Consider the following 20,157-nt stretch of genomic DNA (forward strand, 5'->3'; position numbering starts at 1 on the left):
ATCTGCGAGACGAAGCGCCCTTTCTATCCCACCCTGGCCCGGGCCGTCCACGACAATACCTAGAGGCACGGCCGTTGCATGGACTAGCCATCCGCCCAGTATGTGCACCGCGTCACCTAAGGGCATCCGTCATTTCGCCTTTACGTGACCAACCCGTCCAACTGGGGTAAATTCCCTTTCAATCAGGGGGCTGAGTCAGTATCGCCATGTCAACACTAATGCAACCCTCGCTTGCGGGTCTTTCGGGCTTGGCACGCAGGCTGGTGTCCGAGGACGTACTGCCGGAAGCCGACGTGCGCAAGGCGGTCGCCGATTCGCTGCAGCACAAGACCTCGTTGGCTGCCTGGCTGCTGGACCACAATCTGGTCGATAGCAGCCGCCTCACCCGCATCGCCTCGGACGAGTTCGGCATGCCGGTGATGGATGTGTCTGCCATCTCGCCGGGCCAGATGCCGGCCAACCTGATCAGCGAAGCGTTGATCAACAAGCATCACGCGCTGCCACTGTTCAAACGCGGCAAGCGGCTGTTCGTCGGCATCTCTGACCCCATGCAGTCGCATGCGCTGGATGAAATCAAGTTCCACTCCAACTGCATGGTGGAACCGATCCTCGTCGAGCGCGGCCAGTTGTTGCGCACGATCGAGACGACGCTCAATACCATGAGCAGCACGCTGCCCGACCTCGGGGGCGGTGACCTGGACGAGCTGGCGCTGGAAAGTGGCGATGACGAAGCCGAAAGCACCGGCATCGACGCCAATGCGACCGACGATGCGCCGGTGGTCAAGTTCGTCAACAAGATCCTGGTGGACGCCATCAAGCGCGGCGCCTCGGACATCCACTTCGAGCCGTTCGAAACGCAATATCGTGTCCGCCTGCGCATGGACGGCATGCTGCGGGCCGTCGCGAGTCCCCCGATGAAGCTGGCTTCTCGCATCTCTTCCCGCCTGAAGGTGATGTCGGGCCTGGATATCGCCGAGCGTCGCGTGCCGCAGGACGGCCGCATCAAGCTCAACCTGTCCAAGAGCCGTGCAGTGGACTTCCGCGTCAGCACGCTGCCCACGCTGTTCGGCGAAAAGATCGTGTTGCGTATCCTGGACGGCTCGGCAGCCAAGCTCGGCATCGACGCGCTGGGTTACGAGGACAGTCAGAAAAAACTCTATCTCGACGCCATCCACAAACCTTACGGGATGGTGCTGGTTACCGGCCCTACCGGCTCAGGCAAGACGGTTTCGCTGTACACCGCGCTCAACATCCTCAATACGGCCGAGCGCAATATCTCGACGGTCGAAGATCCGGTGGAAATTCGTGTAGAAGGCATCAACCAGGTCCAACAGAACACCAAGCGAGGCATGACCTTCGCCGCGGCCCTGCGCTCCTTCCTGCGCCAGGATCCGGACGTGATCATGGTCGGCGAAATCCGCGACCTGGAGACCGCCGAAATCGCCATCAAGGCGGCTCAGACTGGTCACATGGTGCTGTCCACATTGCACACCAACGATGCCCCGCAGACCATCTCGCGCCTCATGAACATGGGCATCGCGCCCTACAACATCACCTCATCCGTCAGCCTCGTGATTGCGCAGCGCCTGGCTCGCCGCCTGCATGACTGCAAACGTCCCATGGATTTGCCGCCGCAGGCGCTGCTGGACGCCGGTTTTACCCAGGAAGAGATCGATGCCGGGCTGACGATCTACGAAGCCGTCGGCTGCGACAGCTGCAACGAGGGCTATAAGGGACGCGTGGGCATCTACCAGGTCATGCCCATGCTGGAGGAAATCCAGAAGATCATTTTGCAGGGCGGCAACGCACTTCAGATTGCCGAGGTCTCACGGAAAGCCGGCATCAACGATATGCGCGCGTCCGCGCTGCTCAAGGTGAAGAAGGGCGTCACCAGCCTGGCCGAGATCGACCGTGTGACCAAGGATTAGTCTCCCCTCCTTCGGCCTGGAAGGGCTGAATAGGGGACTCGTCACACCGGAGTTGCGCCTGGTGCCACGAATTGAGCTGTAATAATGACTTAAGCTGCACAAGACAAGAGCGGTCGCCCTCCTGAGGCGGCCCGACCGTACCATCAGGGGACATTGCAATGGCCACGGCCACCGCCACCGCGAAGAACACTGCCAAACTTGCCGCGCAACGCGCACAGGTCAGTGCGCTGACCATGTATGAATGGGTCGCGCTGGACAAGCGTGGCAAGCGCATGAAGGGCGAAATGACTGCGAAGAACGCCTCGCTGGTCAAGGCCGAACTGCGGCGACAAGGCATGAACCCGCAGACGGTGCGAGAGCGCGGGAAGCCGTTGTTCGGCTCCACGGGCAGCACGGTGAAACCGGGCGACGTAGCGATCTTCAGCCGCCAGATCGCCACCATGATGGCCTCCGGCGTGCCGATGGTGCAGGCCTTCGAGATCATCGCCGATGGCCAGAAAAACGTCCGCTTCAAGAACATGCTGACGGACGTGAAGCAGACCATTGAAGGCGGCGCAGCGCTGCACGAGGCGCTGGCCAAGTATCCCATCCAATTTGACGAGCTCTATCGCAACCTGGTGCATGCCGGTGAATCGGCGGGAGTGCTCGACACCGTGCTGGATACGGTGGCGACGTACAAGGAACGCATGGAGAACACGAAGGCCAAGATCAAGAAGGCCCTGTTCTATCCCACCATGGTGGTGGCTGTCGCCATGCTCGTCAGCATGATCATGCTGCTGTTCGTCGTGCCGGTCTTCGCCCAGACCTTCAAGGATGCAGGTGCGGAATTGCCGGTACCCACCCAGATCGTCATGAACGCGTCGGAATTCATGAAGGCTTATTGGTGGCTCGTGATTGGCAGCATCGTCGGCACTGTCGTGGCTATCGTCATGGCCAACAAGCGCTCGCCCAAGTTTGCGCACTTCCTCGATCGCGTCGCGCTGAGGTTGCCGGTCATGGGCGACATCCTGCGCAAGTCGGCGATTGCGCGTTTTGCACGTACCCTGGGCGTCACCTTCAGGGCGGGCGTGCCCCTTGTGGAAGCCATGGAGGCCGTAGCGGGCGCCACCGGCAGCATTGTCTACGGCGAGGCAGTCCTGCAGATGCGTGACGACGTCGCCGTCGGCCACCAGCTGCAGCTGTCGATGCGCCAGACCGGCCTGTTCCCCAACATGGTGGTGCAGATGACCGCCATCGGCGAGGAGTCCGGCGCACTCGACCATATGCTCTTCAAGGTCGCAGAGTTCTACGAGGAGGAGGTCAACACGGCCGTGGATACGCTGTCGACCCTGCTCGAACCGCTGATCATGGTGATCCTCGGTGTGGTGGTCGGCGGCATGGTCATCGCGCTGTACCTGCCGATCTTCAAGCTCGCAGGCACCGTGTAAGCTCTTTCAATCCAGGCCCCTCTCCCGCCGGGAGGGGGGCCTTTTTTATAGCTCCTGGAACCACGCATGCTCGAACTTCCTCTCTGGGCCTGGATCCTCGCCGCTGGCGTGCTTGGCTTGCTGGTCGGCAGCTTTCTCAACGTCGTGATCCTGCGCCTGCCGGAGCGGATGAAAGCCGAGTGGCGGCGGGATGCGTTGGATACGCTGGAGATGTCGTCGGAGGAGCAGACGATGCCGCCGGGCATCGTGCGCGAGCCCTCCCATTGCCCTCATTGCAAGCACCCGCTGGCGGTCAAGGACAACATCCCGTTGTTCGGCTGGCTGCTGCTGGGCGGGCGCTGTCGGTACTGCAAGGTGCCGATTTCCATCCAGTATCCGTTGGTGGAATTGCTGGGCGGCGTGCTGAGCGCGGTGGTTGTGTGGAAGTTCGGCCCGACGTGGCCGGCTGTCGCGGGCCTGGTGTTTACCTGGATGCTGATTGCTCTTTCGGGCATCGACTTCCGGACCCAGTACCTGCCCGACCAGCTCAACTATCCCCTGCTCTGGATGGGCCTGCTGCTGAGCGTGCTGTCGATGTTCGTGCTGCCGGCGACGGCCATCATTGGCGCGGCCATCGGCTACTTGAGCCTGTGGAGCGTGTATTGGCTGTTCAAGCTGCTGACCGGCAAGGAAGGCATGGGTTACGGCGACTTCAAGTTGCTGGCGGCACTGGGGGCATGGATGGGACCGACGGCCCTGCTACCGGTCGTCCTGCTGTCGTCGCTGATTGGCGCGCTGGTCGGTGGTGCATTGATCCTGTTGCGCAAGCATGAGCGGGATATCCCGATGCCGTTCGGCCCCTTCATCGCGGCGGCCGGCTGGACCTGGTTCGTGGCCGGGGACTGGCTGTGGCAGCACTACGCGCAGCTGACCGGCATGCGATGAACACGCCACACCTGGGCTACGTCGTTGCGCTCACCGGCGGCATCGCCGCGGGGAAAAGCGCGGTGTCGAAGCGATTCGAGGCCCTGGGTATCCATGTGTACGATGCGGACATCGCGGCGCGGGAGGTGATCGCGCCGGGCAGTGATGGTCTGCGCGCCGTCGTCGACCATTTCGGCACCGGCGTGCTCGACGCGCAGCGGCAGCTCGACCGCGCCGCCATGCGCCAGCGCGTTTTTGGCAATGACGAAGAACGGCGGGCGCTGGAAGCCATCATTCACCCACGCGTGCGGGCCTGGCTGCACGACCGCGCCGTCGCCGACCGCGGGCCCTACTGCCTGCTGGCGATCCCATTGCTGGCCGAAAACGTGGCGCACTACCGCTGGGTGGACCGTGTGCTTGTGGTCGATGCGCCCGAGGTCGTCCAGCTCGATCGGCTGCTGCGCCGCGATGGCATCGACGAGGCCCTCGCCAGGCGCATGATCGAACGCCAGGCCAGTCGTGCCGACCGGCTCAAGCTGGCCGATGACGTCATCGAAAACCACGGCGACGAAGCCGAGCTCGATGGCGCGGTAGGCCGGCTGCATCGGCAATACCTGGCACTGGCGCTGGCCAAGCGCTGAGCGCGGTCACCAGAATCCGCGGATACCGGAAACCCCCTGCGCCCCACCCTGCCGCGCCGTCGCCATGTCCTGGTCGCGCATGCCGCCCAACGCGTAGATCGGCAAGGCGGCGGCATCGACCATCCGCCGGAATGCATCCCAGCCCAGCGGAACCTGATCCGGATGGGTTGCTGTCGCCGCCACTGGCGACAGGGTCGCAAAATCCGCCACGGCACGGGCGTGAACCAGCTCGTCAGCGTCATGGCAGCTGGCGCCCACGCATTGGTCCCACGGCAGGGGCCGCGACTCCAGCGCCATCAATTGCCGGGCCTTGAGTTGCACGCCAACGCCCCGGCCCAGTTCCCTTGCGCCGTCCACGTCACCGCTCAGCATCAACTGGGCACCCTGGCGGCGCGCCAGGGGCAACAGCGTATCGGCCAGTTCCCTCACCCGCTCCAATGGCCAGCGTGGAAAACGCAGAAGGATCAACCGCTCACCCGCACGCAGGGCGCGCACAAGTCGCTCACGCCATGCGTCGAACGATTCCGGTGCGACGTCGGCCGGGGTGATCGGATAGCGCTCCGGCAGCTGCAAGGCGCGCAGGATGGGCCGGTCGGCCGGCGCCAGCATGGCGAGGTCGATCGCGTCCAGCTCGCACCACTGCAGCGCCTGCCCTTCCAGCGACACGGGCTCGCCCTGCCAGTGGCGCAGGACCCACGCATCGAGCAGCAACAGGCGGTCGCCGTAGCGCCATGGAATGCGGATCAACGAGTCGCCCGGTGTGGTCACCTGAACGCCGAGTTCCTCATGCAGCTCCCTGGCCAAGCCCGCGGCCGGCAGTTCGCCCTCTTCGAGCTTGCCGCCAGGGAATTCCCACAGCCCGGCCAGATGCTTGCCGGGCGGCCGCTGCGCCAACAGTACGCGACCTTGCGCATCGAGCATGACGCCGGCCATGACGTGCATGGCACGGCGCTCGGGATGGATCGACGTCAACGGAACACTCAGTCGTTGCGGATGTACTCGACCATGTCGAAGTCATACCGATGGTCGGCGTCCTTCTTGTGGTGCACGCGGGACAGCTCGGTCCACTCGCTGAAGTGCACGCCGGGGAAGAAGGTGTCGGCGCCGTCCACGGCAGCGTTGACCCAGGTGAGGTAGAGGCGCTTGGCGTGCGGAAGCGCTTCGGCATAGACCTCGCCACCGCCGACCACCATCAGCCCCGTGCCACCTGCCCTCGCCTGGCCTTCCGGCAGCGAGCGCACGGTGATCTGGCCGGGGAACGGTGCCTCATGCCGGCGCGTCAGCACCAGGTTCGTCCGATCAGGCAACGGACGGCCGATGGCGACCGCGGTGTTGTAGCCCATCAGCACGTACTTGCCGACGGTCAGCTGCTTGAACCACCGCAGGTCGTCCGGCAGATGCCAGGGAAGCTGTCCCTTACGGCCGATGGCGAAGTTTTCGTCCAGCGCGGCGATCAGCGAAATAGCCATGGAAATCCCTAGAGCCTGTTCAATGTCTTCACGTTGCCCGCGCCGGGATCCGTTTGCGCGCAAGCCAAGGAAGAACGATGGAGTGTATGTCGATACACGACGGAGTGATGACGCAGGATGGCGGGCAAACAGACCCGGCCCGCACGCGGGGCGGCGCCATGGGTGGCGCCGGCCTTGAGGAGCGAGGAAGGGCTACGTAGAGACATCGAACAGGCTCTCTCATCGACAGTGGGGACGGCTCGCGTCGCCGGGCCGATGGCGCCGCGCCGGCCGATCTTAGCAGGATGCGCCGACGCAACCCACGTCCATCGGCGACTTGCGGAAGTGTTACACCGCCACCGGCGCCTTGATGGCGCCATGCGGCTCGTAACCGACGATGGCGATGTCATCGAAGCGGAAGTCGAAGACCGACTTCACGTCCGGGTTCAGTTGCAGGGTCGGCAGCGGCCGCGGCTCGCGCGACAGCTGCAGGCGCGCCTGCTCCACATGGTTGTTGTACAGGTGGGCGTCGCCCAGGGTGTGCACGAAATCCCCGACACCGAGTCCACAGACCTGCGCGATCATATGGGTCAGCAGCGCATAGCTGGCGATGTTGAACGGCACGCCAAGGAAGATGTCACCCGAGCGCTGGTACAACTGGCAACTGAGCTTGCCGTTGGCGACGTAGAACTGGAACAGCGCGTGGCATGGCATCAGCGCCATTTTCGGCAGTTCGCCGACGTTCCATGCATTCACCACCAGCCGCCGTGAATCCGGGTTGCGCCGGATCTCGTCCACCACCCAGCGGATCTGGTCGACGGTGCCGCCATCCGCCGTAGGCCACGCACGCCACTGCTGGCCGTACACCGGCCCGAGTTCGCCCTGCTCGTCGGCCCATTCGTCCCAGATGCTGACACCGTGTTCCTTGAGGTAGGCGATGTTGGTGTCGCCCTGCAGGAACCAGATGAGCTCATGGATGATCGACTTCAGGTGCAGCTTCTTTGTGGTGACCAGCGGAAAACCCTTGGCCAGGTCGAAACGCATCTGCCAACCGAACACGCTGCGCGTGCCCGTGCCGGTGCGATCGGCCTTCTCGACGCCGTGGTCGAGCACATGCTGCAGCAGGTCGAGGTAGGCGCGCATGGCTTACTCCTTTTCCTGGCTCGGCATGGCCACGGTGTACAGGCGCAGCGTCGGCGCCTTGCGCGACATCACCAGCAGCACGATGCCCACCACGATCAGCGGCAGCGAAAGGATCTGGCCCATGGTCAGCCAGCCCCAGGCGATGTAGCCGGGTCGCGGGAAATCCGGCAGGCGCACGAATTCGACGGCGAACCGGAAGCAGCCATACATCAGCGCGAACAGCCCGGAAATCAGGTAGCGCGGCCGCGGCTTCATCGATACCAGCCACAGCACCGTGAACATCGTGACGCCTTCGAGCAGCATTTCGTACAGCTGCGAAGGATGGCGCGGCAAGGCTCCGAACTGCGCCAGCGCGGCCTGCCACTGCGGGTGCGAGGCGGCCCACTCCACGTCATAGGCGTGCGCGTTCGGGAAGATCATGGCCCACGACACGTCGCTGGGCTTGCCCCACAGTTCGCCATTGATGAAGTTGCCAAGACGCCCGAGGCCCAGGCCAATGGGCACCAGCGGCGCCACGAAATCCACCGTGTCGAAGAAATGCACCTGGTTGCGACGCGACCACCACAGACCCGCCGCCAGCACGCCAAGCAACCCGCCATGGAAACTCATGCCGCCATCCCACACCCGGAACAGCGCCATCGGGTCCTGCCAGATCCAGTGGATGTCGGCGTAGAACAGCATGTAGCCGACCCGTCCGCCGACGATCACGCCCATCATCACGTAGAAAGCCAAGTCACCGAGCGCATCGCGCGTCACCGGCAGGCGGCCGTGTCGGCGGCGCCATTCGGCCAGAAGCCACGCGCCGAGGAAACCGCCGAGGTACATGAGGCCGTACCAGTGAATCTGCAGCGGCCCAAGGTGAAAGGCCACGGGATTGATGGCGACGGTGAAAGGCTGGGTCATGGGCGGCAGCAGGTGACAAAACCCAAGTTTAGCCGGCCTTGCCGTCTTCGCGGGTAGCCCCGGGCCCGGTCTCGCTATCGACTGCCCAGCGCCAAGCCGCGCCCGTCAGAGTCGCAAGCAGCGACCGACGGTGCAGCCTCTGCGCAGCAAGGCAGCGAGAACCCATACGGGCTTATGCGATCCGACCGAGCCTCCAATCGACGCGACGGTCTTGCACTTGCCAGTCATACGTCGCGTCTTCGCTGCACCGACGCCCCGCGACGATGAACAACGCACTGCGCCTGGAAGTGCCCGTCGCAGCTCCCTCCGACTGCACGTTCAGACGTACGGCCTCGTCGCCACGAATCGCGGAGCTCCGCCTGGGCCATCGCTTCGATGGCCCTGCCCAGAGTCCGTCGATGCTCGGCTTGCTCATACGCACGCTATGCCCGCACGTATATTCATCTGCGGCCCCGGCCGAGCCACCCAATGCATGACCTGCGCATTGAAAGTGCTCAAAAGGCAAGGCACCGAGGCATCAGGCGTCATTCGACAAACAACTGGGACTACAGGCTCCCCGGCACGATCCCGACGGATCGCAAGGCTATTGTCGCAAACCTATTTGCGACAACGGATGATCTGTCGCGCGATCACCGCCTCTTCCTTTATCACCTGAACGTGGCAGCGAGGTTGCACCAAACCGTCACTTTGTTTTAACTTCGGTTTACGTCGCCTGTCCCCCAAGCCCGGCGATGCCACGGTGCTCAGTCTCTTCCCCAGGGAATGCGCGCCATCCCCATATCCAGATGTCCAGCCTAGAGCGCTGGCTGCTGGCTATTTTTTGTTCGGAGTTTCTAACAATGAAGCAAAAGACACTGCTGGCTACTGCCATCGCCGCAGCGCTCGTGCTGCAGACGTGGTCGGTGGCCGCACAGGATGCTGCCCCCGCTCAGGCCGACCAGGCCAAGAGCCTTGAGACCGTCACCGTTACCGGTTCGCGCATTCGCAGCGTGGACGTGGAAACGTCCCAGCCGATCTTCACCATGGACCGCGCTGCGATCCAGGCGACCGGCCTGACCAACGTCAACGACATTCTGGCCCGCATGCCGTCGGCCGGCACTCCGGACATCACCCCGCAGGACACGCTGTCCTCCGGCGCTGACGTCGGCGGCCGCTACGTCAACATCCGCAACCTCGGCTCCCAGCGCACGCTGGTGCTGGTCAATGGCAAGCGCTGGAGCACCAGCCTGTCCGGCCTGACCGACCTCTCGACCATCCCGGTCTCCATGATCGATCGCATCGACATCCTCAAGGATGGCGCGTCCTCGATCTACGGCTCCGACGCCATCGGCGGCGTGGTGAACATCATCACCAAGGAGAAGTTCGAAGGCTCCGAAGCCAACGTCTACTACGGCCAGAACGGCAAGGGCGACGGCCAGACCCAGAACTACGATTTCACCTGGGGCCACAGCACCGAGAAGAACTCCATCATCATCGGCGCTTCGTACCAGAACACCGATCCGATGTGGAACAGCAAGCGTAGCGATACCAGCTATGCGCAGGGTCCGCGTCATCCGAACGCCGGCCTGGGCCTGGGCCCGTGGGGCCGCGTGGTCGATCCGACCACGGGCGATCAGTACGTGATCAACCACGGCTCGACCGCGACCAACGACATCAACAACTACCACCTGTACGACCCGACCAGCACGGCCGACAAGTACAACACGCAGAAGGACATGACCTTCCGCGCCGGTTCGAAGCTGAAGAACCTGTTCGTGCAGGAACGCTACAAGCTGACCGACAACATCACGCTGCACGGCGCCGCGACCTACAGCACCCGCGACACCTCCAGCCAGCTGGCGGGCTATCCGTTCCAGTCCGGCGCTGCCGATCCGGCCATCCTGATCAGCGGCCAGAACGCCTACAACCCGTTCCCGGGCCAGGACGTTGAATTCTTCCGCCGCACGGTGGAAATGCCGCGCGTGACGGACTCCAACTCCAAGCTCGCGCACGTCGACCTGGGCGTGGACGGCTACTTCCAGTTCCTCGGCCACGATTGGAGCTGGGACGCCGGTTTCACCTTCGACCAGAACAAGATCAAGCAGGTCACCACCGGCAACATCTACCTGCCGAATGCTCGCGCGGCCCTGGGCCCGACGACCATCATCAATGGCCAGGTCGCCTGCGCCAGCGCCGCTGACCGCGCCGCGGGTTGCGTGCCGTGGAACATCCTCGCTGGCCCGGGTGGTACCCCGCAGTCGGTGTGGAACTATGTGAACTACGTCGGCACCGATCGCCAGACCAGCTACACCTCCGACTGGAGCGCCAACGTCTCCGGCGGCCTGTTCGACCTGCCGGCCGGCACGGTCAACCTGGCCGTGGGCGTGGAGCACCGTGGCGAGAAGGGCAACTTCCGTCCGGACGCTGCCGACTCGCAGGGCCTGACCACCAACCTGGCCAGCGCCCCGACCTCCGGCGCCTACAACACGAACGAAGCGTACGCCGAGCTCGACGTGCCGCTGCTGCGTGACCTGCCGGGTGCGCAGGAACTGGGCCTGAACATCGCCAGCCGCTACTCGCACTACAGCAACTTCGGCAGCACCACCAACAACAAGTACAGCTTCCGCTGGCGTCCGTTCGCGGACCTGCTGGTCCGCGGCACCTGGGCTCAGGGCTTCCGCGCTCCGACCATCAGCGATCTGTACGGCGGTACCGGCCAGAGCTTCGAGACGTTCCTGGATCCGTGCGACAGCAAGTACGGCGCGGCCGCCACCAGCTCGTCCGTGGCACAGCGCTGCGCCGCCGCTGGCGTGCCGGCCAACTACCGCCAGGTTGACCAGACCGGTGCGCAGATCACCAGCACCAATGGTGGCCAGACGCCGGTCGCGTTCCTGTCGGGCTCCAACGCCAACCTGAAGCCGGAAACCTCGATCACCCGTACGCTGGGTCTGGTCTACAGCCCGCATCAGGTGGAAGGTCTGGACTTCACCGTGGACTACTACAACGTCTACGTGAAGAACATCATCTCCTCGGTGCTGGCGCAGGACATCGTCGACTTCTGCTACATCCAGGGCGACTCGAACTTCTGCAACAACTTCCACCGCAGCGGTACCGCCACCTCGAACCTCGTGGCCGGCTCGATCGATCAGCTCAACGAGGGTCTGTCGAACCTGGGTACGCTCAAGACCGAAGGCTACGACGTCGGTATCCACTACCGTCTGCCGGAAACCTCGTTCGGCCGCTTCCGCATCGCTTCGGACAGCACCTACCTCAATAAGTACGAAATCGTCAGTGGTCCGGGCGCTACCGCCAAGACCCCGGTCGGCTTCATGTACGGCGAGGATGGCCTGTACCGTCTGCGTTCGAACCTGCAGGTCGATTGGGACTACCGCGAGTTCGGTGCCAGCTGGACGGTCCGTTACTACTCGGGCCTGAAGGACAACTGCTACACCGACACCATCGAGTGCTCGTCCCCGAGCTACACCAACCCCTGGTGGGGCACCTATGGCATGAGCCAGAAGGGTTCGGTGGCGTTCAACGACGCGCAGTTCCGTTACACGGCTCCGTGGAAGGGCGTGTTCACCGTTGGCGTGAACAACATCTTCAACAAGAAGGGCCCGTACTACTACTCGGTGACCACCTCGGGTACCGGCAGCTCGCCGTACAACCCGGCGTTCGACATCGACCGTTACTTCTACGTGTCGTACAACCAGAAGTTCTAAGCTCGAAAGAGTTGCGATCTTCGAAAGGGCGGGCCTTCGGGCCCGCCTTTTTTTGGTGTGTGGAAATGACGCACTGAGGAGACGTCGCAGCGCTGCGGTCGCGCACTGGGTACGCTCCCACAGAATGACGCGGATGCTCTTTGTAGGAGCGCACCCAGTGCGCGATCAACGTTCCTCAGGTCGCCCTACAGCAACACCGGCCGATCCGGCAGCTCATCCGGATTCGCCTTGTCGTTGCCGGGGAAATGGCGTTTCAGCAAGGCGTGCGCTTCGCCGATGCCATCAAGGCAACCCTGACGCCATGCGCCCTGGGCAAAACTGGCGAGCATGTGGTCGCGCACGGCATCCCATTCGGCCTGGCTCACGACGGCCGCGATGCCGCGGTCGGCGATGATGACCACGCGGTGCTCGGCCATTAGCACGTAGAACAGCACGCCACTGTTGTGTTCGGTGTCCCACACACGCAGTTGCGCAAACACCTGCTGGGCGCGTCTGTCCGCGTCCAGGCCTTCCAATATGGCCATTGGCGCCAGTCGCGACTCAACGGCGAAACAGACTTCACCGCGATGCTCACGCTCGCCGTGTGCGATTGCCGTGGTCATCTCGTCGAGCAAGCTGCGCGGGAAACGACGACGCATCTGGAACCAGCCATCGAACAGGTTCATCAGCAGTCGTTGCGTGCGCGCCATGTCACCAGCTCCCCGACGAACCGCCGCCACCGAAACTGCCGCCACCGCCGCTGAAGCCGCCTCCCCCGAAGCCGCCGCCGCTGCTGCCGCCTCCGAAACCACCGCCGCCCCAGCCGCCAAAACCACCCCAACCACCGCCGCCGATGGAACGGCCCGCGCCGGCTGGCAGCAACATCAGCACGCCGCCGATCAGTGCGCCCATGATGCCGACGCCAATCGATGCCGCGAGCAGCCACAGCAGGCCACCCGTCAGCACCGCACCCAGTGGCGTGCGGAGCCAGATGGCGGAACGTCCGAAGATGCCACGCAGGAAAAAGGCGACGAACACGCCAATCAGGAGGATGTGGCCGAAGTCGATGCCACGGCGCTCGCGATGCCCGCTCTCCACCGGCGGAGGCAGCGCTTCGCCGTTCACCAGTTGGGTCAGCGCACCCAGCGCGTCGTTGATGCCGCCGTAATAATCGTTGACGCGGAATTTCGGCGCGATGTACTCGCGAATGATGCGAGCCGTCGCCGCATCGGGAATCGCGCCCTCGAGGCCATAACCCACTTCGATGCGCACGCGACGATCATTCTTCGCCACCAGCAGCAGCAAGCCGTCATCCGTGCCCTTGCGGCCGATCTTGTTGGCCTCGGCCACGGCGAGCGAGTACTCGGCGATCTCCTGGGGCTGCGTGGTGGGCACCATCAGCACCACGAGCTGCGCACCCTTGGCTTTTTCCAGCGCCACCAGTTGCGCGTCGAGCTGATCGACCTGCTGCGGCGTGAGCGTGCCCGTAAGGTCGGTGACGTGCCGGGTGAGCTTGGGTACGTCGTCCGCCGCATGCACAAGAGCCGGCGACAGCAGCGCCATCGCCAGCACCAGCAACAGGCGCGTGAAGCGCCGCGTCATGATCAGTGCGCCGTGCTGGCCGGCGCGGGCGTGTTGCCGAAATCGACCGTCGGCGCCGTGGAGATGGCCTTTTCGTTATCCACGGAGAAGTTCGGCTTCACCTGGTAGCCGAACATCTTGGCGGTGAGGTTGTTCGGGAAGGTGCGGATCATCGAGTTGTATTCCTGCACCGACTGCACGTAGCGGTTGCGCGCCACGGTGATGCGGTTTTCGGTGCCTTCCAGCTGCGCCTGCAGGTTCTGGAACAGGCCATCGGCCTTGAGCTGCGGATAGTTCTCGCTCACCACCATCAGTCGCGACAGCGCGCTGGATAGCTCGCCCTGCGCGGCCTGGAATTGCTTGAGCTTCTCGGGATTGTTCAGGTCGTCCGTAGACAGCTGCGTGCTGCCCACCTTGGCGCGTGCATTGGTGACCTCGGTCAGCACCTTTTCTTCGTGCTGCGCGTAGCCCTTCACCGTGTTGACGAGGTTGGGCACCAGGTCGGCACGACGCTGGTACTGGTTGAGCACCTCGGACCAGGCCGCCTTGACCGCCTCGTCCTGGCGCTGGATGGCGTTGTAGCCGCAGCCTGAAAGGCCGGCAACGACCAGCAGCAATGCAAGGGCACGAAGAAGTTTCATGGAGTGGCTCCGATCCGGTGGAGGTCCCATTGCAGCATTCCGCCGTGAAGGGTGCAATCTCGGGATGACTACCTGTAGGAGCGCACCCAGTGCGCGACCGCGGCGTCAGGGTGTTTTCGCCCCGTCGGCTTCTCGCGCACTGGGTGCGCTCCTACAAATGCGGCTCTCAGCCCAGGCGCGGCCAGAGAATGAGGCCCCAGCTCAGGGCGGTAAGCATCAGCAGCAGGAACACCGCGGCCGACCCCATGTCCTTGGCCCGTCCCGCCAGTTCGTGAAACTCCGGGCTGACCTTGTCCACCACGGCCTCCACGGCCGAATTGAGCAGCTCGGCCGACAGCACCAGGATGGGCGGCAGGATCAGCGCGATCTTCTCCAGCGCGCCGTTCCCCACCCACAGCCCCAGCGGCACCAGCACGATGGCGATGCAGACTTCCAGGCGGAACGAGGCCTCGTGCTCCCAGCCGGCCCGCAGGCCCTTCATGGACCACTTGAAGGCGTTCCAGATTTGTCGGGGTCCGCGAAAACCGGTGGCGGCCATGGTGTTGTCCTCGTGAGCTCGCGGCCGGGCCGCACCCGTCTGGCGGGCATAAGCGGGGAATGATGCCACAGCCCGTCCGGCCAGTCCGCGTCGCAGTTTCCTGCTTGCGGCGTCGCAACGAGACCTGAATGACAGATCGGTTACCCTTCACGGGTTTTTGTGACCCATTTCCGGGTGACGCGAGCCGACCGCCTGGCGGTCGTTGTATGAACCGCAGTACGGACAATCGAATGGCAATCCAGAATCCACCGGTCTCCCAGACCCGCTCGTTCAGCACCGTGTTCCTGATCGAGATGTGGGAGCGCTTCGGCTTCTACGGCATGCAGGTGCTCATGGTCACCTACATGATGAAGAAGCTCGGTTTCGTCGACACCAAGGCCAACCTCGTATGGGGCGCGGCCGCCGCCCTGATCTACGCGACCCCCGCCATCGGCGGCTGGGTGGGCGACAAGCTCATCGGCACCCGCCGCACCATGGTCGTCGGCGCCGTCGTGCTGGCCCTGGGCTACATGATGCTGTGGATTCCCTCGGACAACCCGACGCTGCTGTACTGCGCGCTCGGCGTGATCATCGTCGGCAACGGCTTCTTCAAGCCGAACGCCGGCAACCTGGTGCGCAAGATCTACGAGGGCGACGACGTCCGTATCGATAGCGCCTTCACCATCTACTACATGGCCGTGAACGTCGGCTCGATGGTCTCGATGACGGCCACGCCGTGGATTCGCGACTACGTCGGCGCCCACTACGGCGATGCGATGGGCTGGCATACCGCCTTCGGCGCGTGTGCCGTGGGCCTCGCGCTTGGCTTGGCCAACTACTCGCTGATGCATCGCACGCTGGCACACATCGGCTCGCCCGCTGATGAGCAGAAGCTGCAGATGAACCGCGTGCTTGCGCTGTTCGGCGCGTCGCTGGTGCTGGTGTTCATTTCCGCCTTCATCCTGCAGAGCCTGCTGGCGGCGAAGATCTGCGTGTACCTCGCCGGCATCGTGATTCTCGGCATCTTCGTGCACCTGATCCGCAATGCCGAGAAGAGCGAGCGCGCCGGCCTGATCGCCGCGCTGGTGCTCACCGTGCAGACCATCTTCTTCTTCATCTTCTACGCGCAGATGGCGACGTCGCTGAACCTGTTCGCGCAGAAGAACGTCAACCTCTCGTTCGATGTGTTCGGTATCCACCTGTTCAACTGGATTCCCGAGCAGTACCAGAACCTCAACGCGATCTGGATCGTGGTGCTGAGCCCGGTGCTGGTGGCGATCTACAACACGCTTGGTCGCGTGGGCAAGGATCCGTCGGTCGCCGCCAAGTTTGCCTTCGGCTTCGCTGCCGTGGCGCTGGGCTTCTTCATGTACGGCTTCGGCGCGCTGAGCGCGGTCGATGGCCAGGTGTCTTCGTGGACGATGATCTGGGGCTACGGCCTGTACTCGCTGGGCGAACTGCTGGTGAGCGGCCTGGGCCTGGCGATGATCGCGCGCTACGTGCCGGCTCGCATGGGCGGCTTCATGATGGGCGCGTACTACGTGGCCGTGGGCATCTCGCAGTACCTGGGCAGCGTAGTGGCCAACCTCGCGGCGATGCCGGAAAACATCAGCAGCCCGGTCGAGTCGCTCAACATCTACGTGTCCCTGTTCAACAAGCTGGGCTTCGTGGGTGTGGGTTGCACGGTCATCGCGCTGGTGATGCTGCCGCTGATGAATCGACTGTCGCGCAGTCACGCCGAAGCGCACACGCCGCTGCCGGCCGTGCACAGCGAAGAGGTCTGACCTCCCGATGCCCGCCTCTCCGGCGGGCATCGTCGTTTTGGGGCCGGCGCGACTGATGGACGCAGCGACCTGCCCGCTGACCGGGGCGGCGGCGCAAACCTACTACCATCGCGTCCATGAAACCTTCCCACTCCCAGCAGCGCATCGGCCCTCGCCCCCTCTTCCGCAGCCTGGCCTGGCTGCGCATCTGCGCCATCGCCGGGCAGAGCGCGGCGGTACTGGTCTGCGCGCTCTGGATGCATCTGGACATCCCGCTGCTGCCGCTCATGGTCGGCATCTGCTCGCTGGCAGTGTTCGCGGTGTTCGCCGCCTGGCGTCTCACGCAGCCCTGGCCGATCAAGCAGTGGGAGACCATCCTGCACGTGGCGGTGGACACGCTGATCCTCGGCTACCTGCTGCATTTCACGGGAGGCGCCAGCAATCCGTTCATTACCCTGCTGATCGTCCCGATCGCGCTCACCGCGGCGGCGCTGCCGGTGAGCGCCCTGCTGTCGGTCGCCTCGCTGGTGGGCGCGGCCTATGTGGTGCTGCTGTTCTGGTACGTGCCGCTTCCTGCGCCCATGCACGGCGAAACTGCGTACGGCTTCTCGCTGCATGTACTTGGCATGGGCGTGAACTTCGTGATCATGGCCCTGCTGCTCGGCTTCTTCACCAAGCGCCTCGCACGCTCCCTGCGCTTCCAGCAGTTGGAGGTGCAGCGCGTGCGCGAACGGGCCCTGCGTGACGAAGGCATCCTCGCCATCGCCACCCAGGCCGCAGGAGCCGCGCATGAGCTGAACACGCCGCTGTCGACCATGCGCACGCTGCTTCCCGAACTGCGTCGGGAACACGCGGAGGACAAGGCGCTGGCCGAGGACCTGGAACTGCTGGAAAGCCAGGTCGACCGTTGCCGCACGATCCTTCGCGAGATGGTGGCGTTCGGCAAGGCGCAACTTTCGCAGGAACCCGAACTGCTCACGGTGGAGCGGTTCATCCATGGCTGCCTGGAGCGTTTCCAGCTGCTGCGGCCCGAAGCCGATCTTGCCCTGGCGATGGACCAGGAAGCCGCGCGTACCGTGCTGCGGACGCCACCCGGCTTGCGGCATGCGTTGTTGAACCTGCTCAACAACGCCGCGGATGCCTCCGCGGCCAACCATTCGCAGGCCGTCGCGCTGACCGTGCGCAGCGATGGAGAATGGCTCGAGCTGATCGTGATCGACCACGGGCCGGGCTTTACCGACACCGATGAACTCGGCGTGCTGGGCCAGTCGCGCAAGCAGACCGGCCTGGGCATCGGCCTCGCACTGGCGGAGGCCACCGCGGAACGCCTCGAGGGCGAATTGACCGCAAGCAATACCGGCAGCGGCGCCCAGATGCGGCTGCGGCTGCCCCTGACGGTCGTTGCCGCGCCATAATTAAGGCAACACTGACTAAGTATCGCCGTCGTCACCCGCCCTGTCTGTTCGCAGGCCACAGGGCCGTTGGCGAAAGCAGACTGGACGTCTGTCGAGCCAGCGGGCAGAAGGCATGCGGACAGACAGGGCGGGCCCCAACCGTTGAATTTCAGATGATGGGGTGATGTCCGGAAGGCCCGCCGGCTGCGCCGCGCCGCTTGGCAAGACGGCCAGTCTTCCCGGCGCCACGCGGCGCAGCCGGCGGGCCTTCCGGACATCATGACAACGGCGATACTTAGTCAGTGTTGCCTTAACTGTGGCGGATGGCCACAGTGGCACATGGCCACATGTGCATGCGTTGCCGCAGCGGCGAGAATGTGCTCGTCCGGCCACCGTGCCGTGGAGACCCCCATGAGCGACCAGCAACTCCTGATCATTGATGACGACGCCACCTTCGCCCGTGTCCTTGCGCGCGCACTCAGCTCGCGCGGATTCGAGGTGATCACCGCGAGCAACGCCGACGAGGCGCGCGCCCTCACCCGCCGGCACCAGCCGCGCTACTGCGTGCTCGACCTGAAGCTGGGCGATGAGAACGGCCTGCGCCTGATTCCCGAACTGCAGGCCTTGGTGCCGGAAATCCGCGTATTGCTGCTCACCGGCTACGCCTCGATCGCCACCGCCGTGGAGGCGATCAAGCGCGGCGCGCATGACTACCTGGCCAAGCCCGTCGATGCCGACGCCGTGGTGCGCGCCCTGCTCGATGGCGACACGAGTACCGGCGAAGACGACGTGGTCGACGCACCCGAAGCCCCGCTGGCCCTGCGTCGCCTCGAATGGGAGCACATCCAGCGCGTGCTGACCGAATGCGACGGCAACATCTCCGAAACGGCACGCCGCCTGGGCATGCATCGCCGCACGCTGCAGCGCAAGCTCAGCAAGCATCCGGTACGCGAGCGCCCCGAAGCGGACGATTGATGGGGTTGCCTTGCAAGGCCGGGGCGATCCCGGCCCTGCATGTCCCGGCCTGGACGAACCGGGCCGCTGTCAAGGTTGGTTCGGCGAACCGTCGGCAGGCAGGGGTTCGGCCGTGCCGTCGTCCTCGTCGCCGTAGATTGCTACGTGCGGCACGCCATCGGCGCCGATCCAGCCGCGATACATGCCGTCGGTATTGAATGGCATGGCGATGGTGCCGTTGCCGTCCAGCGCGATGGCGCCACCGTTGCCGCCCATCGACGGAATTTCCTGGTTGATCACTTCGGCTGCCGCGCGCCGCAGCGGCACGCGCATCTGCGTGACGCGCATGCAGATCTCATGCGCCGCCACCGTGCGCAGGTAGTACTCGCCCCAGCCCGTGCCCGATACTGCGCAGCCTGAATTGGCATAGGTGCCTGCACCGATGATCGGAGAATCGCCGACGCGGCCCCAGCGCTTGTCGGTCATCCCGCCGGTCGAGGTGCCGGCGGCAAGGTGTCCTTCGGCATCCAGCGCGACGGCACCGACCGTGCCGAAGTGTTTGGCCGTCTCGACGTCCGAATGCTTCACCTTGTCGGCGTCTTCCTTCAGCGCCTTCTGCAGCTGCTGCCAGCGCTCGTCGGTGCGGAAATAGGCAGGATCAACCAGTTCGACGCCGACCGTCTTCGCAAACTCTTCCGCGCCGTCACCCACCAGCATCACGTGATCGGATTTCTCCATCACCGCCCGCGCAAGCAGGATGGGATTCTTCACCCGATGCACGCCAGCCACCGAGCCAGCGCCGAGCGTCGCGCCGTCCATGATCGCTGCATCCAGCTCGTTCTTGCCGTCGTGCGTGAACACCGAACCCTTGCCGGCGTTGAAGTTCGGATCGTCTTCGAGCACGGTGATCGCCGCCGCCACCGCGTCGACCGCCGTCTTGCCGGATTTCAACTGGGCATAGCCCTTCTGCAATGCCTGGGTCAGCGCCGCGCGCACTGCCTTTTCCCGGGCCGGGCTCATCTCCCGCTTGATCACGCCGGCGCCGCCGTGGATCACGAGAACGGGCGCGGCGGCATGGCTCATGGACGCGATTCCCAGCGCCGCGATGGCGGCGACAAGACGGCAGGACTTCACGGACGGTACTCCCCTAGCTTTGGCCCGGAGTATATCCAGCGCCTCGTCCATCCTCACCCGGATGGTGGACCAGGCCCGTTACCGCGATTTTTCAGGGTCT

Annotated in this window: 17 protein-coding genes; 8 read left to right on the plus strand and 9 right to left on the minus strand. The window is 64.4% G+C overall.

What is annotated here, in order from left to right; all coding sequences use genetic code 11:
* Window positions 1-206: 206 nt before the first annotated feature.
* The 4 genes from pilB (at window position 207) to coaE (ending at window position 4,899) form a co-directional block, all read left to right on the plus strand.
* Window positions 207-1,928 carry a type IV-A pilus assembly ATPase PilB gene (gene pilB, locus CA260_RS16045; RefSeq protein WP_111984031.1) on the plus strand — a complete coding sequence of 574 codons (1,722 nt, stop codon included), beginning with the start codon at window positions 207-209 and terminating at the stop codon, window positions 1,926-1,928.
* Window positions 1,929-2,086: 158 nt separating this feature from the next.
* Window positions 2,087-3,355 carry a type II secretion system F family protein gene (locus tag CA260_RS16050; RefSeq protein ID WP_111984032.1) on the plus strand — a complete coding sequence of 423 codons (1,269 nt, stop codon included), beginning with the start codon at window positions 2,087-2,089 and terminating at the stop codon, window positions 3,353-3,355.
* Window positions 3,356-3,421: 66 nt separating this feature from the next.
* Complete coding sequence (locus CA260_RS16055) at window positions 3,422-4,279, plus strand: prepilin peptidase (protein ID WP_111984033.1); 858 nt, start codon at window positions 3,422-3,424, stop codon at window positions 4,277-4,279.
* Window positions 4,276-4,899, plus strand: a complete 624-nt coding sequence (coaE, locus tag CA260_RS16060) for a dephospho-CoA kinase (protein ID WP_111984034.1) — start codon at window positions 4,276-4,278, stop codon at window positions 4,897-4,899. The genes CA260_RS16055 and coaE overlap by 4 nt, the downstream gene beginning before the upstream one ends.
* A gap of 6 nt (window positions 4,900-4,905) precedes the next feature.
* Here the strand turns inward: coaE and CA260_RS16065 are convergent, their stop codons facing one another.
* From CA260_RS16065 to lgt, 4 genes are all read right to left on the minus strand, one after another.
* On the minus strand, window positions 4,906-5,841 hold the full coding sequence (locus CA260_RS16065; protein WP_111984426.1) for a Nudix family hydrolase: 936 nt from the start codon (window positions 5,839-5,841) through the stop codon (window positions 4,906-4,908).
* Window positions 5,842-5,879: 38 nt separating this feature from the next.
* Entirely contained in the window at window positions 5,880-6,368 is a 489-nt protein-coding gene (locus CA260_RS16070; protein ID WP_111984035.1) for a dihydrofolate reductase, read from the minus strand.
* Between the two features lie 327 nt (window positions 6,369-6,695).
* Window positions 6,696-7,490 (minus strand): thymidylate synthase, encoded by a 795-nt coding sequence (locus CA260_RS16075; RefSeq protein WP_111984036.1) that lies wholly within the window; start codon window positions 7,488-7,490, stop codon window positions 6,696-6,698.
* A gap of 3 nt (window positions 7,491-7,493) precedes the next feature.
* Window positions 7,494-8,393 carry a prolipoprotein diacylglyceryl transferase gene (gene lgt, locus CA260_RS16080; RefSeq protein WP_111984037.1) on the minus strand — a complete coding sequence of 300 codons (900 nt, stop codon included), beginning with the start codon at window positions 8,391-8,393 and terminating at the stop codon, window positions 7,494-7,496.
* 839 nt (window positions 8,394-9,232) lie between these two features.
* Here lgt and CA260_RS16085 point away from each other — a divergent pair.
* A complete protein-coding gene (locus CA260_RS16085) occupies window positions 9,233-12,094 on the plus strand; it encodes a TonB-dependent receptor plug domain-containing protein (RefSeq protein ID WP_111984038.1) in 2,862 nt (953 codons plus the stop codon).
* 185 nt (window positions 12,095-12,279) lie between these two features.
* Here CA260_RS16085 and CA260_RS16090 read toward each other — a convergent pair whose 3' ends face one another.
* The 4 genes from CA260_RS16090 to CA260_RS16105 all read right to left on the minus strand — a co-directional run bounded on the left by CA260_RS16090 (window position 12,280) and on the right by CA260_RS16105 (window position 14,833).
* Window positions 12,280-12,783, minus strand: a complete 504-nt coding sequence (locus CA260_RS16090; RefSeq protein ID WP_111984039.1) for a TPM domain-containing protein — start codon at window positions 12,781-12,783, stop codon at window positions 12,280-12,282.
* A gap of 1 nt (window position 12,784) precedes the next feature.
* Window positions 12,785-13,678: a TPM domain-containing protein gene (locus CA260_RS16095; RefSeq protein WP_238149819.1), complete on the minus strand. Its 894-nt coding sequence runs from the start codon at window positions 13,676-13,678 to the stop codon at window positions 12,785-12,787.
* Window positions 13,678-14,295, minus strand: coding sequence for a LemA family protein (locus CA260_RS16100; RefSeq protein WP_111984041.1), 618 nt, complete (start codon window positions 14,293-14,295; stop codon window positions 13,678-13,680). Before CA260_RS16100 ends, CA260_RS16095 begins: the two co-directional genes overlap by 1 nt.
* Before the next feature lie 166 nt (window positions 14,296-14,461).
* Window positions 14,462-14,833 carry a diacylglycerol kinase gene (locus tag CA260_RS16105; protein ID WP_111984042.1) on the minus strand — a complete coding sequence of 124 codons (372 nt, stop codon included), beginning with the start codon at window positions 14,831-14,833 and terminating at the stop codon, window positions 14,462-14,464.
* Between the two features lie 230 nt (window positions 14,834-15,063).
* On the opposite strand from CA260_RS16105, the gene CA260_RS16110 reads away from it, so the two are divergent.
* The 3 genes from CA260_RS16110 (at window position 15,064) to CA260_RS16120 (ending at window position 18,944) form a co-directional block, all read left to right on the plus strand.
* Window positions 15,064-16,596 carry a peptide MFS transporter gene (locus tag CA260_RS16110; protein WP_111984043.1) on the plus strand — a complete coding sequence of 511 codons (1,533 nt, stop codon included), beginning with the start codon at window positions 15,064-15,066 and terminating at the stop codon, window positions 16,594-16,596.
* A 116-nt stretch (window positions 16,597-16,712) separates the two neighbouring features.
* Window positions 16,713-17,990, plus strand: a complete 1,278-nt coding sequence (locus CA260_RS16115; RefSeq protein ID WP_111984044.1) for an ATP-binding protein — start codon at window positions 16,713-16,715, stop codon at window positions 17,988-17,990.
* A 390-nt stretch (window positions 17,991-18,380) separates the two neighbouring features.
* Window positions 18,381-18,944, plus strand: a complete 564-nt coding sequence (locus CA260_RS16120; protein WP_111984045.1) for a response regulator transcription factor — start codon at window positions 18,381-18,383, stop codon at window positions 18,942-18,944.
* A gap of 69 nt (window positions 18,945-19,013) precedes the next feature.
* Here CA260_RS16120 and CA260_RS16125 read toward each other — a convergent pair whose 3' ends face one another.
* Window positions 19,014-20,006, minus strand: coding sequence for an isoaspartyl peptidase/L-asparaginase family protein (locus tag CA260_RS16125; RefSeq protein WP_111984427.1), 993 nt, complete (start codon window positions 20,004-20,006; stop codon window positions 19,014-19,016).
* Window positions 20,007-20,157: the final 151 nt, after the last annotated feature.

Source organism: Dyella jiangningensis (assembly GCF_003264855.1).
Classification (GTDB): Bacteria; Pseudomonadota; Gammaproteobacteria; order Xanthomonadales; family Rhodanobacteraceae; genus Dyella; species Dyella jiangningensis_C.

What these genes read in the sequence shown, in the direction of transcription:
- CA260_RS16070 (WP_111984035.1), bottom strand. Translation starts at nt 6,368, where the DNA reads ATGGCTATTTCGCTGATCGCCGCGCTGGACGAAAACTTCGCCATCGGC.
- CA260_RS16120 (WP_111984045.1), top strand. Translation starts at nt 18,381, where the DNA reads ATGAGCGACCAGCAACTCCTGATCATTGATGACGACGCCACCTTCGCC.
- CA260_RS16050 (WP_111984032.1), top strand. Translation starts at nt 2,087, where the DNA reads ATGGCCACGGCCACCGCCACCGCGAAGAACACTGCCAAACTTGCCGCG.
- CA260_RS16075 (WP_111984036.1), bottom strand. Translation starts at nt 7,490, where the DNA reads ATGCGCGCCTACCTCGACCTGCTGCAGCATGTGCTCGACCACGGCGTC.
- CA260_RS16105 (WP_111984042.1), bottom strand. Translation starts at nt 14,833, where the DNA reads ATGGCCGCCACCGGTTTTCGCGGACCCCGACAAATCTGGAACGCCTTC.
- coaE (WP_111984034.1), top strand. Translation starts at nt 4,276, where the DNA reads ATGAACACGCCACACCTGGGCTACGTCGTTGCGCTCACCGGCGGCATC.
- lgt (WP_111984037.1), bottom strand. Translation starts at nt 8,393, where the DNA reads ATGACCCAGCCTTTCACCGTCGCCATCAATCCCGTGGCCTTTCACCTT.
- CA260_RS16065 (WP_111984426.1), bottom strand. Translation starts at nt 5,841, where the DNA reads ATGCACGTCATGGCCGGCGTCATGCTCGATGCGCAAGGTCGCGTACTG.
- pilB (WP_111984031.1), top strand. Translation starts at nt 207, where the DNA reads ATGTCAACACTAATGCAACCCTCGCTTGCGGGTCTTTCGGGCTTGGCA.
- CA260_RS16090 (WP_111984039.1), bottom strand. Translation starts at nt 12,783, where the DNA reads ATGGCGCGCACGCAACGACTGCTGATGAACCTGTTCGATGGCTGGTTC.
- CA260_RS16115 (WP_111984044.1), top strand. Translation starts at nt 16,713, where the DNA reads ATGAAACCTTCCCACTCCCAGCAGCGCATCGGCCCTCGCCCCCTCTTC.
- CA260_RS16055 (WP_111984033.1), top strand. Translation starts at nt 3,422, where the DNA reads ATGCTCGAACTTCCTCTCTGGGCCTGGATCCTCGCCGCTGGCGTGCTT.
- CA260_RS16125 (WP_111984427.1), bottom strand. Translation starts at nt 20,006, where the DNA reads ATGAGCCATGCCGCCGCGCCCGTTCTCGTGATCCACGGCGGCGCCGGC.
- CA260_RS16110 (WP_111984043.1), top strand. Translation starts at nt 15,064, where the DNA reads ATGGCAATCCAGAATCCACCGGTCTCCCAGACCCGCTCGTTCAGCACC.
- CA260_RS16085 (WP_111984038.1), top strand. Translation starts at nt 9,233, where the DNA reads ATGAAGCAAAAGACACTGCTGGCTACTGCCATCGCCGCAGCGCTCGTG.
- CA260_RS16100 (WP_111984041.1), bottom strand. Translation starts at nt 14,295, where the DNA reads ATGAAACTTCTTCGTGCCCTTGCATTGCTGCTGGTCGTTGCCGGCCTT.